This is a genomic window from Agromyces salentinus, assembly GCF_009749395.1.
In the GTDB taxonomy this organism is placed as follows: domain Bacteria; phylum Actinomycetota; class Actinomycetes; order Actinomycetales; family Microbacteriaceae; genus Agromyces; species Agromyces salentinus.
Genome location: NZ_WBIR01000003.1, coordinates 64,239 through 79,046, shown reverse-complemented (window position 1 = coordinate 79,046; position 14,808 = coordinate 64,239). Strand labels below are relative to the sequence as shown.

Here is a 14,808-nt window from a genome sequence, read left to right as displayed (position 1 = left end):
TGCGACCGGTAGATTTGCAGGGTTGTCATCGAGCGGACGAGGAGATGCATGTCCACCACACTCCGGATGGTCGTCGATCAGGTGATCGCACCGGTCCCGGGCCCGCTCGGGGTGTACACCCAGGCCCTCACCACCGCACTCGTCGCGAATGCGCCCTCGGGATGCGACGTCGAGGGCATCGTCTCGGCCTCCTCGGCGACCGACTACGCCCGCGTCGAGGCCATGTTCCCCGGCCTCTCGGGCCTGTACAAGACCTCCCTCGCGCGCCGGGAGCTGACGGCGGCCTGGCAGCTCGGTCTCACGAGCTCCCCCGGCGGCGGCATGATCCATGCACCGGGGCTCTTCGCCCCGCTCCGCCGGCACGACCGGACGGTCAGCGGCGACCAGGTCGTCGTGACGCTGCACGACCTCGCCCCGTGGACGCACCCCGAGGCGCTCACCCCGTCGCACGTGACCTGGGCGCGATCGATGCTGAAGCGTGCACGCCGGCACGCCGATGCGATCGTGGTCCCGACGCACGCGCTCGCCGAGCGGCTCGCGGAGGTCGCCGACTTCGGAGATCGCGTCCGCGTGATCGGCACGGCCCCGCGGCCGGGACTCGTACGTCCGGCCGAACTCGAGGCCTCCCTCCGGGCGACGCGGCTCGGCCTTCCGTCGCAGTACCTGGTGACGGCGGGCACGCTCGAACCGCGCGCGGGCATCGTCGACCTGCTCGAGGCGCTCGGCCGACCGGGCGTCCCCGACATCCCCTTGGTCGTCATCGGCCCGGCGACCTGGGGAGAGGTGCACCTCGCCACCGTCGCGGAGGAGTCCGGCGTCGACCCGCGCCTCGTCCGGGCGGTCGAATGCGAGGACGCGGCCGACCTCGCCGTGGTGCTCTCGGGCGCCACGGCCGTGGTGGCGCCCGGCCACGACGACGGTGCGGCGACCGGACTCATCGAGGCCTTCAGCCTCGGCGTGCCGGTCATCCACTCGACGACGGCGACGCATCTCGAGGTCGCGGCCGAATCGGGCCTCGCCGTCACGATCGGATCAGGCGGCTACGCCGATCGGCTGGCCGCGGCCGTCACCTCGGTCGTCGAACAGTCCTCGCTGGCCGAACGCCTGTCGGTCACCTCGAGTGATCGCGCACGTGCCTTCAGCTGGCGCGACACGGCCGAGCGGGTGTGGCAGCTGCACGCCGACCTCTGACCCCGCGTCGCCGCCGGAGCTGGGTGACGCCTGCCGGCTCAGCCGACGTCCTCCGGCTCAGCCGTCGGCGGGACGAGGGCCTGGTCGATGAGCTGGCGCACGTACTCGTAGTCGGGGTCCTCGGCGGAGTCGACGCCGTTCTCGGGCGTCAGCGAGACGGTGATGATGGGCAACTCCTTCGTCTTCAACCCGAGGTTCACGAAGTACCCCAGCATCGACTGCGGGATGTCGGTCTTCACCGTGTCGGCGCCGGCGCTGGCGACACCCTGGAACTGCGTGAGCACGTTGGCCGGGGTGAACTGCTCGAGGATCGCGGCCTCGAGGTTGTGCTGGCGCTGCATGCGCTCGTAGTCGCCGCCCGCCACGCCGTAGCGCGCGCGGCCGTACCAGAGCGCGTGGTAGCCGTTGAGGTGCTGCTGCCCGGGTTCGATCCACCCGTCGACCCCGTTGTTGTCCTCGTCGCCGCCGATCGGGATGCGCGTCTCGACGTTGATGTCCACGCCGCCCAGCGCATCGATGAGCTGCTCGAAGCCCTGCATGTCGATCAGCACGTAGTACTGGATCGTGAGCCCGGTGATGCCCTCCGCGGCATCCCGCATGCCCTCGATGCCGGGCTCGCTGCCCTCGGAGACGGCATTCGGGTACATCTCGGGGGACTTCAGCTCGACCTCGGTGTAGATCGAGTTGAGCTGGCAGACGTCGACCTCGCACCCGTCGATCGCGCCGTAGCCCTCGGGGTAGACCTGGTAGAGCGGAGAATCCTCGGGGAACGGCACGTCCACGAAGTCGCGCGGCAGGCCGATGGTCACGGCCTGCCCGGTCTCGGCGTCGATGCTGACGACGCTCATGCTGTCGGGTCGCATGCCATCGCGGTCGGGCCCGGCGTCTCCGCCGAGCAGGAGGATGTTGTAGCGGCCGTCGACGGGCGGTTCGGTCGGGCCCGCGACGAAGACGGAGGAGAGGAACCCGCTCGCCGTCGTCGCGAAGTACGCGCCGTACGCGGCTCCGCCCGAGAGCACGACCATGAGGGCGACCGAGAGCAGGGCGACCCAGGCGCGCGCCGACGGCGCCGTCTTCACGAGCCGCACGAGCCGCAGCGTGTCGAGCGTGAGCACGACCCACAGCACCGCGTAGAAGAGCAGCAGCGCGGCGATGACCCAGAGCGTGATGCTCGTGGAGACCACGGTGTAGATGACCGTCGGCCAGAGGAGCCAGACGACGAGCGCGACCACCGCGAGGGTCCAGAGGGTGAGCGTCGCACCCAGGCCGAACCGGCCGAGGCGCCGGTCGCCAGCCAGCACCTGCGCGGAGCCCGGCACCAGGAAGTTCATCGCCACGAGCCACCAGGCGCGGCGGGTCATCACCGTGCGCGAGGCGGCGTCGGGGAACCGGATCGGGCTTGCAGCGAGCGTCATCGGGTCGACTTCAACCGTTCGTTCTTCTCCTCGACGAGCGCGGCGAGGGCTTCGGCGTAGGCCGCCAGCGCATCGGCGAGCGCGGGATCGGATGCCCCGAGCACGCGCACGGCGTAGAGGCCCGCGTTCTTCGCGCCGCCGATCGCCATGGTCGCGACCGGGATGCCGCCCGGCATCTGCACGATGGACAGCAGCGAATCGAGCCCGTCGAGCCTGGACAGCGGCACGGGGACGCCGATGACGGGCAGCGTGGTGACCGAGGCGAGCATGCCGGGCAGGTGGGCCGCGCCGCCGGCTCCGGCGATGATGACCTTGAGTCCGCGAGCGGCCGCATCCTTGCCGTACGCGATCATCTTCTCGGGCGTGCGGTGGGCCGAGAGCACCTCGACCTCGTGGTCGATGCCGAACTCGTCGAGCACGACGGATGCGTCGCGCATCACGTTCCAGTCGGAGTCGGAACCCATCACGACGCCCACGAGCGGGCCAGCTGCTGCAGTCACCCGACGATCTTAGGATGCCGGGCTGGCAGATCGCCGCAGGGCGCCCGGGGTGGCCGGAGCGGCCCGATCGCCGGAGGCTCAGTCCTGGAAGGCCGCCGCGGCCGCACGAGCCTCGTACACCACGGTGTCGAGGTCGTCGCCCACCGCGGTGACGTGACCCACCTTGCGACCGGGCCTCGGCGCCTTGCCGTAGTTGTGGAGCTTCGCGGTCGGGTGCTCGGAGAGCGCCCGCTCGTAGCGGTCGGCGAGCGAGCCCTCCTCGGGGCCGCCGAGGATGTTGACCATGACCGACCAGTCGGCGTGCATGCCGGTGCCGCCGAGCGGCAGGTCGAGCACGGCGCGCAGGTGCTGCTCGAACTGGCCGGTGGTCGCGCCGTCCATGGACCAGTGGCCGCTGTTGTGGGGTCGCATCGCGAGTTCGTTCACGAGGATCCGCTCGTCGGTCGTCTCGAAGAGCTCGACCGCCATGACGCCGGTGACGCCGAGTCCCTCGGCCACGGCGAAGGCGATCTCGGCGGCGACGTCGGACATGCGCCCGGCAGCGTGCGGCGCGGGCGCGATGACCTCGCTGCAGACGCCGCCGACCTGGACCGTCTCGACGAGCGGCCAGGCGACCGTCTCGCCCGAGGGCCGTCGGGCGACCAGCTGCGCGAGCTCGCGGCGGAAGTCGACGAGCTCCTCGACGAGCAGGGCTCCCCCGCGGCCGTCCTCGGCGGCGGTGGCGAACCACTCGTGCACCTCGGCCGCGGTACGGACGACGCGCACGCCCTTGCCGTCGTAGCCGCCGCGCGGGGTCTTCACGACCGCCGTGCCGCCGTGCGCGTCGATGAAGGCGTCGAGCTCCGCGGCCGACTCGACCCTCGCCCAGTCGGGCACGGGGAGGCCGAGCTCCGAGAGCCGCTCGCGCATCAGCAGCTTGTCCTGCGCGAATCGCAGCGGATCGGGGCCCGGGTGCACGGCGACGCCGGCATCGACGAGCCCGCGCAGCACGTCCTGGGGCACGTGCTCGTGGTCGAACGTGATCACGTCGACCTCGCGCGCGAATGCGAGCACGGTCTCGAGGTCGGTGTAGTCGCCGACGCGGTCGGCCGCGATCGCCGCGGACATGCCGTCGGCCTCGGCGAGCACTCGGAGGTCGACGCCCAACTCGATCGCCGCGGGGATCATCATCCGGGCGAGCTGTCCGCCGCCGATCACTCCGACTCGCACGCGGTCGCTCCTTCTGCTCGGGATGGAATCGACCCGCGAATGGAGCCGGGCCGCGGTCGCGGCGTCACCCGTTCAGTCTAGGCGGCATCCGACGGCATAGGATGTGCCGGTGCCCAGCCGAACCACGAGCCACGAACGCCCGGCGGGTGCGCTCGCACGGGCCTGGGACGGGCTGCTCGCCTACGCCCTGAAGTTCGGCGTCGTGGGGCTCATCGGCCTCGTCATCGACGTGGCACTGTTCAACCTGCTGCGCCTCGGCGTCTTCGGCGACGACCACTGGGCGCAGTCCGCGATCGGCGCGAAGACGATCTCGACGAGCGTCGCGATCGTCTTCAACTGGCTGGGCAACCGGTACTGGACCTTCCGCAACCACCGCAGGCGCAATTACGTGCGCGAGTTCGGCGAGTACGTCGTCGTCTCCATCGGGGGCATGCTCATCGCGCTCGGCTGCCTGTGGATCAGCCACCACCTGTTGGGCTACACGAGCCTGCTCGCCGACAACATCGCGACGAACGTCGTCGGCCTGGGCCTGGGCACGGCGTTCCGCTTCGTGCTGTACCGCTACTGGGTGTTCGGCCACCACCGCACCGACGGGCTCTCGAACCTCGCCAGGGTCGAGGAGGCGCAGCGCACCCTCTTCGAGGAACCCGGCGAGGCGGATGCCTCGGCCGATCAGTCTTCGAGGGCCTGACCGCCGGCGGGCTGGAACCACGGCGGGTACACGGCGACGCGCGTCGCGAGTCCCACGGCGTCGAGGGCGGCCTTGACCCGATCGCGCACCCGGTCGTTCGCGACGGCGATGAGGCGGACGCGCTCGATCGGCAGGCATTCGCGCACGAGGAACTCGGCGGCGAGGAGCTGCGCCCCGTCGTCGTCGCGGTGCAGGCGACGCAGCGAGCGCAGCACGTCGGGCCAATCGGAGGCCGAGACGGACCCGGTGGCCGCGACATCCGTCTCGGTGATCGCGACCGTGCCGACGTCCTCGGTGCGGGGGCCGACCGCAGCCGCCACATCGGTCACGAAGAGCACGTGGTCGGATGCCGGCCGCGAGACCGCGGCCTCGGCGAGGCGCGGGTCGGGCGAGCCGGTGCGCAGGGCCTCCCAGAGGTGGGCGTCGGTCGAGAGCAGGAACGGGACGTAGTCGGCGACCACCTGGTCGGTGCCCTCGACGGGCGCCGCGCGCCGGAACTCCCGAGCGGCCGGGGCCGCGAGGTCGACCTCGGGCTCGGCGCCCGCGGCATCGGCGAGGATGGCGCCCTCGCCGAGGATGGACGCGAGGTTCTCGATGTGCGTCACGTGGTAGATGCGCACGCCCTTGGGGTCGACGGGCGCGAGCTCGGCCTGGACGCCGCGCGTGCCGGCCACCCGTGCGGGGGCGCGCCTCGCACGCGTGACGGTGCCGCCGATGCCGATGGACGAGCGCGGCGCGCGAACGGTCGCGACGACCGGCTTGGGAGCGGGCTCGGGCGGCGGAAAGCACGTCGCGCACATTCCGGCTTCGAAACCGTGCCTGCATTCGTCCACGGGAAACCTCCATAGGCCTGCTCGCGCTCGGGGGCGCACGAGTCAGACCTTCTAGGTTACGCCCCGAAACCGTGTGCCGCGCGCGAACCGGTTCAGCGCCGGTCCCAGGCGACCGTGTCGCCCTCTGGCATCTCCCGCATCGCGCGCCGATGCTCGGCGGCGGCGGGACTCGACGGGTCCATCAACTCCTGGAGCGCGGCCTGGACGAGTTCGGCCCGCGGCGCGTCCCGGATGACCAGCACGCGGTCGTGTCCGGTGTTGATGCGCACGTCGCCCGAGCCGAACATGGACTGCACCCAACCGGCGCGGACGTCGACATCGGTCGCCCTACTGTTCAGGAGCTCCTGGCGCGTGCGGGACACGACTCCGTGACGCACGATCACGCGCCGGGTGGTGATCGTCGCGCGGCGCGTCAGCCAGGCGAGGAAGGGCAGCACGGAGCCGACCAGGACGAGCACGACCCCCGCGGCGAGCGCGGCGATCACCTGCCAGGGCTCCTCGAACGCACCGACCGCGTAGGCGGTGAGTCCGGCCACGACCACGAGCAGCGCGGCCGGGAACACGAGCACCCGCGCATGGCGGCGGACGCGCGCGACGACTCGCTCCGGGACGAGGACCGCTCCGGTTGCAGACAGGCCCCCGACTCCCCCGGGCACCGCGCCCGTCGACGACCGGGCCGACGGCGGCTGCGCACGTGCCGGCGCCGGCACCCCCGACCTCGCGGCCCGCCCGGCTGCGCGCCCCTCGCCGCCCTTCGTCATACGCCCATTAATACCGCAGGTGGGTCACATCGCCGGCGGCGACAGCCTGCTCCTCACCGTTCTCACGGTCTCGCACGACCAGGCGTCCGTCGGCGTCGATGCGCAGGGCGGTGCCGATGAGTTCCCGGTCGCCGGGCAGCTCGACCCGGACCTCGGACCCGAGCGTGCCGCAGAGCGCCGAGACCCGGGCCGCCGTGCCGGCGGCATCCGCGTCACCGCCGTGGTCGAGGAACGCCTCGAACAGGCGGGCGAAGGTCTCGAGGTAGTCGGCGAGCACGGCATCGGCGTCGGGGCGGACACCGGTTGCGAGCAGCAGCGAGGTCGAGGTGAGCGTGGGCAGGTCGTGCTCGTCGAGCGTGAGGTTCAGCCCGGCTCCCACGATGACCGCGCCGGACTCGGACAGCAGTTCCGAGAGGATGCCGCAGACCTTGTAGCCCGACACGAGCACGTCGTTCGGCCACTTCAGCCGTACCTCCACGCCACCGGTGCGGTCCTCCGGGTCCTCGGGTTCGGCTGGGCGGGCCGCGTCGACCGCCCTCGTCACGGCCTCGGTCATGGCCGCGCCCGCGATGAGCGGGATCCATCCGTACGCGTCGCCGGGCAATGCGCGCGCCTGCGCACCGCCGCCGGGTCGGAGCAGGACCGAGATGGCGAGGGTCTTGCCGGTCGGCGCGAGCCAGGTGCGACCGAGCCGGCCACGGCCGCTCGTCTGGTCGTCGGTGACGATCACCGAGCCATGCGGCCAGCTCGCGGCATCCGGCCCGCTCGCGGCCTCACGGAGCAGGTCGTTGGTCGAGGTCGCGGTGTCGAGGAACTCGAGGCGGGGCGAGACGGCGCGAGACTTCGGAAGGTCCATGCCGACAGTCTTCCGCAGCCGACCCGGGGGAAGACACCATTGCGGGCGTCCGATTTGTAGGAATCCGTCAACGAAGTCGGCCGGATGCGCGCCGGTAGAGTGAACCGCGTGACCGATGCGACTGACGGCCCCGACCTGTCCACCACGGCGGGCAAGCTCGCCGACCTCAAGCTCCGCTACCACGAAGCCGTGACCGCGAGCGGCGAGGCGGCGATCGAGAAGCAGCATGCGAAGGGCAAGATGACCGCCCGCGAGCGCATCGCGGAACTCCTGGATCCCGGCTCGTTCGTCGAGCTCGACGAGTTCGTGCGACACCGCACGCACGCGTTCGGCATGGAGGCGAAGCGGCCCTACGGCGACGCCGTCGTCACGGGCACCGGCACGATCCACGGACGCCAGGTCGCCGTGTACTCGCAGGACTTCACGATCTTCGGCGGCTCCCTCGGCGAGGTCGCCGGCGAGAAGATCATCAAGGTCATGGAGCTGGCCATCAAGACGGGCGTGCCGATCATCGGCATCCTCGACTCGGGCGGCGCCCGGATCCAGGAGGGCGTCGTCGCCCTCGGCAAGTACGGCGAGATCTTCCGCCGCAACACGGCCGCGTCGGGCGTCATCCCCCAGATCTCGATCGTCTGCGGTCCCGCCGCGGGCGGCGCCGTGTACTCGCCCGCGCTCACCGACTTCGTCATCATGGTCGACAAGACGAGCCAGATGTTCGTGACCGGCCCCGACGTCATCAAGACCGTCACCGGTGAGGACGTCGGCATGGAGGAGCTCGGCGGTGCACTGACGCACAACTCGGTCTCGGGCGTCGCGCACTACCTCGCGAGCGACGAATCCGATGCGCTCGACTACGCGCGCACGCTCGTCTCGTTCCTGCCCGACAACAACATGACGGATGCCCCGGTCTACGACACCGAGGCGCAGCTCGAGGTCACCGACGAGGACCTCCGCCTGAACACGGTCATCCCCGACTCGCCGAACCAGCCGTACGACATGCACGCCGTGATCGAGGGCGTCGTCGACCACGGCGACTTCCTCGAGGTGCAGCCGCTGTTCGCGCCCAACATCCTCATCGGCTTCGCGAGGGTCGAGGGTCGCTCGGTCGGCATCATCGCGAACCAGCCGAGCCAGATGGCCGGCACGCTGAACATCGCGGCCGGCGAGAAGGCGAGCCGGTTCGTGCGGTTCTGCGACGCCTTCTCGATCCCGATCCTCACCCTCGTCGACGTGCCCGGCTACCTCCCCGGCACCGACCAGGAGTGGACCGGCGTCATCCGCCGGGGCGCGAAGCTGCTCTACGCCTACGCCGAGGCGACGGTGCCGCTCGTCACCGTCATCACCCGCAAGGCGTACGGCGGTGCCTACATCGTCATGGGCTCCAAGCAGCTCGGCGCCGACATCAACCTCGCCTGGCCCACGGCCGAGATCGCCGTCATGGGCGGCCAGGGCGCCGTGAACATCCTCTACCGCGGTGAGATCAGGCGGGCGGAGGAGGCCGGCGAAGACGTCGCCGCGGTCCGCACGAAGCTCGCGAACGAGTACACCTACAACGTGGCCTCCCCGTTCCTCGCCGCCGAGCGCGGTGAGCTCGACGGGGTCATCGAACCCGCCGCCACGCGCGTGGCGATCCTCAAGGCACTGCGCTCGCTCCGCACGAAGCGGGCCAGCCTGCCGCCCAAGAAGCACGGGAACATCCCGCTGTAGGGCACCATGAGCACACGAGACGAATCCACCCCCGAAGCGGATGCCGCGGCCGCTGCCGCCGCGATCCGGTTCATCACGCGCAACGTCACCGACGAGGAGGCCGCGGCCGTCACGGCGGTGCTCGTGGCCGCCCTCGAGGAGCAATCGGACGCCACGGTGCCCGCTGACCCGCGGCGCGGTGCATGGGTCCGCAGTTCGGGCTCGCTCAGCGCGTTCGACCCGCGTGGCGCACGATGGGATCGCGCCGGAGCCTGACCTCGCTCGATCGCGCGCGTGCGCACGGGGCATCCGCTCGATTCGTGCGTTCTCGGGCGCTGTCCCCCGAAATGCTGACTTTGCCGTCGGGACCGCCCGTATGAGGATGGTTTGTGCAGGCTCCCTCAGGGAGCTGCCACCCTCGTCGGTCGGGTAACCGGCGAGTGGTTGGGGGCGAGTCAGGGCGATATTCGGGTTGTCGCCGTGACTCGGGCTTGATGGGGGGTCGATCATCGATCGGCCCCCCACCTTCATGTCCGGGCCTTGCCTCCGACACGACCGGGCGGCCTGCCTGCGGCGTCCGCCTCAGGACCCGCGCGGGATCTCGAGCCAGAACTCCACGTCGAGTTCGTCCGAGTCCCCGAGGAGGGCACCGGGCTCCGGGGCCGTGAGGCCCACGACCGTCACGGCGGCCGTCGAGGTCTCAGCCGCCGTGCGCGCGATGATGCGGTCGGCGCGCGACGACGCGATCGCCTCGGCGAGCCGCTCCAGCACCCGCGCGCGTTCGGTGTCCGGCAACTCGTCGATGCCGCCCTCGTCGAGCAGGGTCACCGTTGCGCCACGCTCCCGCGCGCGCTGCACGGCCGAGCGCACGTCGTCGGTGAGCAGCATCCGGCCGCGGATCTCGTCGCGGATCGCCGCCTCGAGGACGCGGCACTCCTGGCGCTGGGCCGGCGTGAGCACGCCGCCCCGATCGGCGATCCGGCGGAGCATCGGCGCCGCGATGCGGTTCGTGTGCGCGAGCCTGGCCCGACCCTCGAAGACGTGCGCGTCCTGGGCGGCCTGCCACTCGGCGGCCTCCCGCTCGGCCTGCGCGTAGCGCCGCGTCTCACGGGCGGCCGTGCCGAGCGCCGCCGTGAGCATGTGCGCGATGGCGACCCACGCGATGCTGCCGATCACGCCGAGCGTGCCGAGCGCGAACAGGTCGTCCCACACCACCGTCTGCACGGCGAGGGCGAGCACGCCGAGCCACGCGGCGAGGATCTGCCGCCGGGCGGCTGCGATCGTCATGAGCGTGCCGACGGCCGCCACGTACCAGGTCGCGTACCCGTTCGCCTCGTCCGGGTCGAGCTGGCTCGTGACGAGCACCGGAATGACGATGCAGACCGCGAGGTCGAATGCGGCGAGCCAGTCGGGCATGCGCACGCGAGAGCCCACCGACAGGCTCGCGACGGTCGCGATCACGTACAGCGCGAGCGCCACGACCGTCGGCCACGGCGATGCGGGGACATCGAGCGACGTGATGCCGAGCATCACGTGGTAGGTCGAGAAGAGCACCGCGAGCACGAGCAGCAGCCAACGCGGGATGGCGATCATCGGACCGCCTCCACGCCCGCCGGCCAGAGGAGCGTCACGGTCGTGCCACGTCCCTCGCCCGATTCGATGCGGGCCGCCCCGCCCGCATTGGCCATGCGCTCGATGATCGAGACGCGGACCCCCAGCCGCTCGGTGGGGATCTCGTCGAGGTCGAACCCGACCCCCGTGTCGGCCACCTCGATGACGCAGCCGCCTGCCCGGATGCCGCGGATGCGGACCTCCCTGCGCACCGTGTGCCCGGCGCCCTCGGCGTGCTGCATGCTGTTGACCATCGCCTGCACGGCGGCCGTGGACAGGGCGTCCGCCGCCTCGACCGGGATCTCCACGCCACCGGTGTTCACGACCCGCACGGTGAACGAGGCCGCGAAGGTCGCGAGGGCCGATCGGAGCCGGCGCACGAGGTGCGGCAGGCCGACGCGATCGCCGACCTGCGGCCAGTCGGCCCCCGCCTCGTCGAGGCGGCTCGTCGCGTCGCGGGCCATCCGAGCGGCGAGCGCCTGCTCCTCCGGCGTGTTGGCGGCCGCGGCCGAGAGGAGCGTCGTGAGCACGCTGTCGTGCACCAGCGCATCGACCTTCGCGCGTTCGAGTTCGGACGCGTGCAGCCGGACCGCCGACTCGTACCGCTCGAGGGCGGCCTCCTGGGCGACGTCGACCGCGCGGGCGGCGTTGCGGAGCATGGTGACGATGATGAGGACCACCAAGCCCAGGATCAGCGCATAGAGCGCATCGAGGATCGCGAGGTCGAGGTCGGCCGCGCCGCCCGCCGGGGTGAGCCGCACGACGCCGTACATGGTCGGAACGAGCACCGTGTACGCGATCGCCCATCCGATCGGCAGGGCGACCACCGCCGCCGTGGTGGCGACCGTGCACAGGTAGTACAACCAGGGCGGCGACGTCGCGACGATGTCGAGGTCGACGACGATCAGCGGCCAGACGAGGATGGCGGCCGCGTAGAGCACCGCGAAGACGAGGGCGGCGCTTCGGATGGCGACCTTGGTGGCGGCCGCGAGCGCGACGGCGAGGATCGAGCCGTACAGCACCGCGACGAGTGCCACGCCGGCGCCCGGCCGCAGACCCGCCGCCTGGTCGAGCGCGAGCGGGAGCGCCTGTGCGCCGAACACGATGCCGAAGATGCCGAGCGCCCGCGCCGCGACGGTCTCCACCTGTTCGCGGGTGACGGCCCTGCGACGTCGGATCTGCGCACGCGCGGGGCGCACCTCAGCGGCGGGCATCCCCGCCTTCACCGTCGAGTCCGGGCAGGATGCCGTCTTCGACGGCCCGACGCAGGAGGTCGACCTTCGTGGGAGCCGGGCGCCCGACCTCCACGTACTTCGCGCGGATCCGGTCGAGGTACTCGCGGGCCGTGGAATGCGCGATGCCGAGCTGGGCGGCGACGAGCTTCAGCGGCAACCCGGAGGCGTAGAGGTGGAGCACGTCGTGCTCCCGCCGCCCGAGCTGGGCCTTGGCGAAGTCGCGGTCGGCCTCGATGGCGCTCGCCCACTCGACGTTGTTCAGCACGTCGCCCCGCGCGACCGTCGCGATGGCCGCGATGACGGCCGACATCGGCGACGCCTTCGGGATCACGCCCGCGGCGCCGGCGGCGAGCGCCTCGCGGACCGCGGCGACCCGGTCGGCGATGCTGTGGACGAGGACGGCACTGCCGGTCGCGAGCACCGAGCGCACGTTCTCGGTCACGCTCGACCCGTCGCCGAGCGAGAGGTCGAGGACGACGACGTCGCACCGGCGGCGGTCGAGTCGGGCCAGCGCCGCGAGAAGGTCGGGCACGTCGGCGGTCTCGGCGACGACGGCGTACCCGGCGTCGCGGCAGGCGGCTCGGAGCCCGAGCCTGACCGCCTCATGGTCGTCGACGATGGCGACCGTGGCGATCGCGTCTGCTTCTGGGCCCGGCACGGCGCCCCCTTCCGTCAGTCACACGATAGCGGCCAGTCGGGCCACCGCCTCGACATGGTGGGTGCTCGGGAACAGGTCGAAGGCCTCGAGGTGCTCGAGTTCGTACCCGTGCTGGCGGAGCAGGCCCACATCGCGGGCGAGGGCGACGGGGTCGCACGCCACGTAGACGAGCTGACGTGGTCGCAGTGCGGCGATGCGGTCGACGACCTCGCGACCGGCGCCGGAGCGCGGCGGATCGAGCACGACCGTCGCGTCGCGCAAGCGCGCGCGCTCCCCCGCACCGGCGTCGGACTCGAGCTGCACCAGGAACCGGTCGACCCTCGCGGTGACGGCACGGGCGCCGACCCAGTCGGCGAGGTTCGCACCCGCGTGCGCGGTCGCGCGCTCGTCGGCCTCGACACTCGTGATCCGCATCGTGTCGCCGAACCGGTCGCCGACAGCGGCGGCGAGCAGGCCCACGCCCCCGTAGAGGTCGAGGTTCGCGGCGCGCGGGTCGAAGCGGTCGGCATCCACCGCGTCGCGCACGGCCTCGGTCAGCGTGGCCGCCGCGCCGCGGTGGACCTGCCAGAATCCGTCGCGGTCGACGGAGAAGCTGCGGTCGCCGACGATCTCGGTGGTCACCGGACGCTCGCCACGCGGCATCCGCTCGCCGTCGGAGACCACGAGCTGCGCGAAGTCGCCGCTCGGTGCGATGAGGTCGATCGACACGGCGCCCGGGAAGCGGTCCGCGAGCGGCGCCAGGGCGGCGAGCGCGTCGACGGCGAGCGGGACGGAGGCCACGGGCACGACGGTGTGGCTCCGAGCGGCGTAGGGGCCCACGGTGCCGTCCTCGGCGACGTGCAGGCGCATGCGCGTGCGCCATCCCGTGCCGTCGGCCCGGACCCCGGGCGCGAGGGCGGGGTCGACCGCCCGCACGAGCACCTCGTGCTCGATGCCGCCGAAGCGGGACAGTGCGTCGCGCAGCACCTCGGCCTTGAGCGCGCGCTGCCGCACCGGCGCGATGTGACCGAACTCGGCGCCGCCGGCCCGGCGCTCGGGCGCACGGTCGACGGAGGCCTCGGCCCAGACGTGCGGCACGCGGTCGGGCGACGCCTCGAGCACCTCGAGCGTGTCGGCCCGCCAGAAGCGGTCGTGCCCGTCATCGGTCACGCGGGCGAGCACCCGCTCGCCGGGGATCGCGTCGGCGACGAAGACGACCCGCCCCTCGTGATGGGCGACCGCGATGCCGCCGTGCGCGATGCGCTCGGCCTCGAGCTCGAGCACGGGGCCGTCGGTCCTGACCGGTGCCGGTGTTCGCTCCCTGCCCCGCCCCTGCTGCTGCCCGGCGGCCGGTTTCCCGGTGCGCGCGTTGGGGCGTCCGCCCCGCCTGGCGGAGTTCGAGCGGTCTGGACGTTGCGGTCGGGGCATGCCTCGAGCATTCCACAGCCCGCCTGTGAGCGGCAGGATGGGGGGATGCGCCTCCACCTCGCCTCCACCTCCCCCGCCCGCCTGGCGACGCTGCGTGCCGCGGGCATCGAACCCGTCGCCATCTCGCCCGGCGTCGACGAGGAGGCGGCGGTCGCCGCGTACGAGGCGGCGCACGGGGCGCTCGAGGCGCCGGACCTCGTGCAGCTCCTGGCCAGGGCGAAGGCCGAGGCGGTGGTCGGCGCGACCGTCGACGGCGAACCGATCGACGGGCTCATCCTCGGCGGCGACTCCGCGTTCCTCGTGAACGGCCGCATCCACGGCAAGCCGCATCGCCCCGAGGTCGCGAAGGCGCGCTGGCTCGAGCAGAACGGCTCGCACGGCGACCTGTGGTCCGGTCACTGGCTCATCGACCACCGCGGCGGACGCGTCAACGGCGCCGTCGGGAGGGCGGATGTCGCGACCGTGCGCTTCGCGGCCCTCGACGAGGCAGAGATCGACGCCTACGTCGCCTCCGGGGAACCGCTGCTCGTCGCCGGCGCGTTCACGGTCGACAGCCTCGGCGGACCCTTCATCCGCCGGGTCGAGGGCGATCCGTCCACGGTCGTCGGACTGTCGCTGTCGACGCTCCGCGACCTCGTGCGCGAGCTCGGCGTCTCGTGGCCCTCGCTCTGGAACCGGGGCTGACCCACGGCTCCTTTGTCGACACCCGAAAGGGTCGGGCACCTTTCTTGTGGACTCAACCCAAAGGCAATGCG

General features: G+C 72.1%; 15 protein-coding genes. 5 read left to right on the top strand and 10 right to left on the bottom strand.

The genetic code is table 11. The annotated features are described in order from the left end of the window. Positions 1–48: 48 nt before the first annotated feature. Positions 49–1,191, top strand: coding sequence for a glycosyltransferase (locus GQQ95_RS04840; RefSeq protein ID WP_157426531.1), 1,143 nt, complete (start codon positions 49–51; stop codon positions 1,189–1,191). A gap of 38 nt (positions 1,192–1,229) precedes the next feature. Here the strand turns inward: GQQ95_RS04840 and GQQ95_RS04835 are convergent, their stop codons facing one another. The 3 genes from GQQ95_RS04835 to GQQ95_RS04825 form a co-directional block, all read right to left on the bottom strand. Continuing rightward, the gene (locus tag GQQ95_RS04835; protein WP_157426530.1) at positions 1,230–2,606 is read right to left on the bottom strand and encodes an LCP family protein; all 1,377 of its coding nucleotides are present in this window, start codon (positions 2,604–2,606) and stop codon (positions 1,230–1,232) included. After that, entirely contained in the window at positions 2,603–3,070 is a 468-nt protein-coding gene (gene purE, locus GQQ95_RS04830; RefSeq protein WP_157426710.1) for a 5-(carboxyamino)imidazole ribonucleotide mutase, read from the bottom strand. Before purE ends, GQQ95_RS04835 begins: the two co-directional genes overlap by 4 nt. A gap of 114 nt (positions 3,071–3,184) precedes the next feature. Further along, complete coding sequence (locus GQQ95_RS04825) at positions 3,185–4,315, bottom strand: 5-(carboxyamino)imidazole ribonucleotide synthase (protein WP_157426529.1); 1,131 nt, start codon at positions 4,313–4,315, stop codon at positions 3,185–3,187. 109 nt (positions 4,316–4,424) lie between these two features. On the opposite strand from GQQ95_RS04825, the gene GQQ95_RS04820 reads away from it, so the two are divergent. After that, on the top strand, positions 4,425–5,006 hold the full coding sequence (locus GQQ95_RS04820; protein WP_170296958.1) for a GtrA family protein: 582 nt from the start codon (positions 4,425–4,427) through the stop codon (positions 5,004–5,006). On the opposite strand, the gene GQQ95_RS04815 is transcribed toward GQQ95_RS04820, so the two are convergent. The 3 genes from GQQ95_RS04815 to GQQ95_RS04805 all read right to left on the bottom strand — a co-directional run bounded on the left by GQQ95_RS04815 (position 4,988) and on the right by GQQ95_RS04805 (position 7,456). Further along, positions 4,988–5,806: a DarT ssDNA thymidine ADP-ribosyltransferase family protein gene (locus GQQ95_RS04815; protein WP_157426528.1), complete on the bottom strand. Its 819-nt coding sequence runs from the start codon at positions 5,804–5,806 to the stop codon at positions 4,988–4,990. The two genes, GQQ95_RS04820 and GQQ95_RS04815, sit on opposite strands and share 19 nt — an antisense overlap. Positions 5,807–5,931: 125 nt before the next feature. Continuing rightward, complete coding sequence (locus GQQ95_RS04810; protein ID WP_157426527.1) at positions 5,932–6,600, bottom strand: PH domain-containing protein; 669 nt, start codon at positions 6,598–6,600, stop codon at positions 5,932–5,934. A gap of 7 nt (positions 6,601–6,607) precedes the next feature. Next, entirely contained in the window at positions 6,608–7,456 is an 849-nt protein-coding gene (locus tag GQQ95_RS04805) for a biotin--[acetyl-CoA-carboxylase] ligase (protein ID WP_157426526.1), read from the bottom strand. An 84-nt stretch (positions 7,457–7,540) separates the two neighbouring features. On the opposite strand from GQQ95_RS04805, the gene GQQ95_RS04800 reads away from it, so the two are divergent. Further along, complete coding sequence (locus GQQ95_RS04800; RefSeq protein ID WP_157426525.1) at positions 7,541–9,163, top strand: acyl-CoA carboxylase subunit beta; 1,623 nt, start codon at positions 7,541–7,543, stop codon at positions 9,161–9,163. A gap of 6 nt (positions 9,164–9,169) precedes the next feature. Then, positions 9,170–9,418, top strand: coding sequence for an acyl-CoA carboxylase epsilon subunit (locus GQQ95_RS04795; protein WP_157426524.1), 249 nt, complete (start codon positions 9,170–9,172; stop codon positions 9,416–9,418). A gap of 306 nt (positions 9,419–9,724) precedes the next feature. Here GQQ95_RS04795 and GQQ95_RS04790 read toward each other — a convergent pair whose 3' ends face one another. The 4 genes from GQQ95_RS04790 to GQQ95_RS04775 are packed head-to-tail and all read right to left on the bottom strand — an operon-like array spanning position 9,725 to position 13,909. Continuing rightward, complete coding sequence (locus GQQ95_RS04790) at positions 9,725–10,735, bottom strand: hypothetical protein (RefSeq protein WP_157426523.1); 1,011 nt, start codon at positions 10,733–10,735, stop codon at positions 9,725–9,727. Next, a complete protein-coding gene (locus GQQ95_RS04785; protein WP_157426522.1) occupies positions 10,732–11,967 on the bottom strand; it encodes a sensor histidine kinase in 1,236 nt (411 codons plus the stop codon). Before GQQ95_RS04785 ends, GQQ95_RS04790 begins: the two co-directional genes overlap by 4 nt. Next, the gene (locus GQQ95_RS04780; protein ID WP_157426708.1) at positions 11,954–12,622 is read right to left on the bottom strand and encodes a response regulator transcription factor; all 669 of its coding nucleotides are present in this window, start codon (positions 12,620–12,622) and stop codon (positions 11,954–11,956) included. The genes GQQ95_RS04785 and GQQ95_RS04780 overlap by 14 nt, the downstream gene beginning before the upstream one ends. A gap of 42 nt (positions 12,623–12,664) precedes the next feature. Next, on the bottom strand, positions 12,665–13,909 hold the full coding sequence (locus tag GQQ95_RS04775; protein ID WP_246205187.1) for a class I SAM-dependent RNA methyltransferase: 1,245 nt from the start codon (positions 13,907–13,909) through the stop codon (positions 12,665–12,667). Positions 13,910–14,098: 189 nt separating this feature from the next. Here GQQ95_RS04775 and GQQ95_RS04770 point away from each other — a divergent pair, with 189 nt between their 5' ends. Continuing rightward, positions 14,099–14,737, top strand: coding sequence for a Maf family protein (locus GQQ95_RS04770; protein WP_157426520.1), 639 nt, complete (start codon positions 14,099–14,101; stop codon positions 14,735–14,737). Positions 14,738–14,808 lie beyond the last annotated feature (71 nt).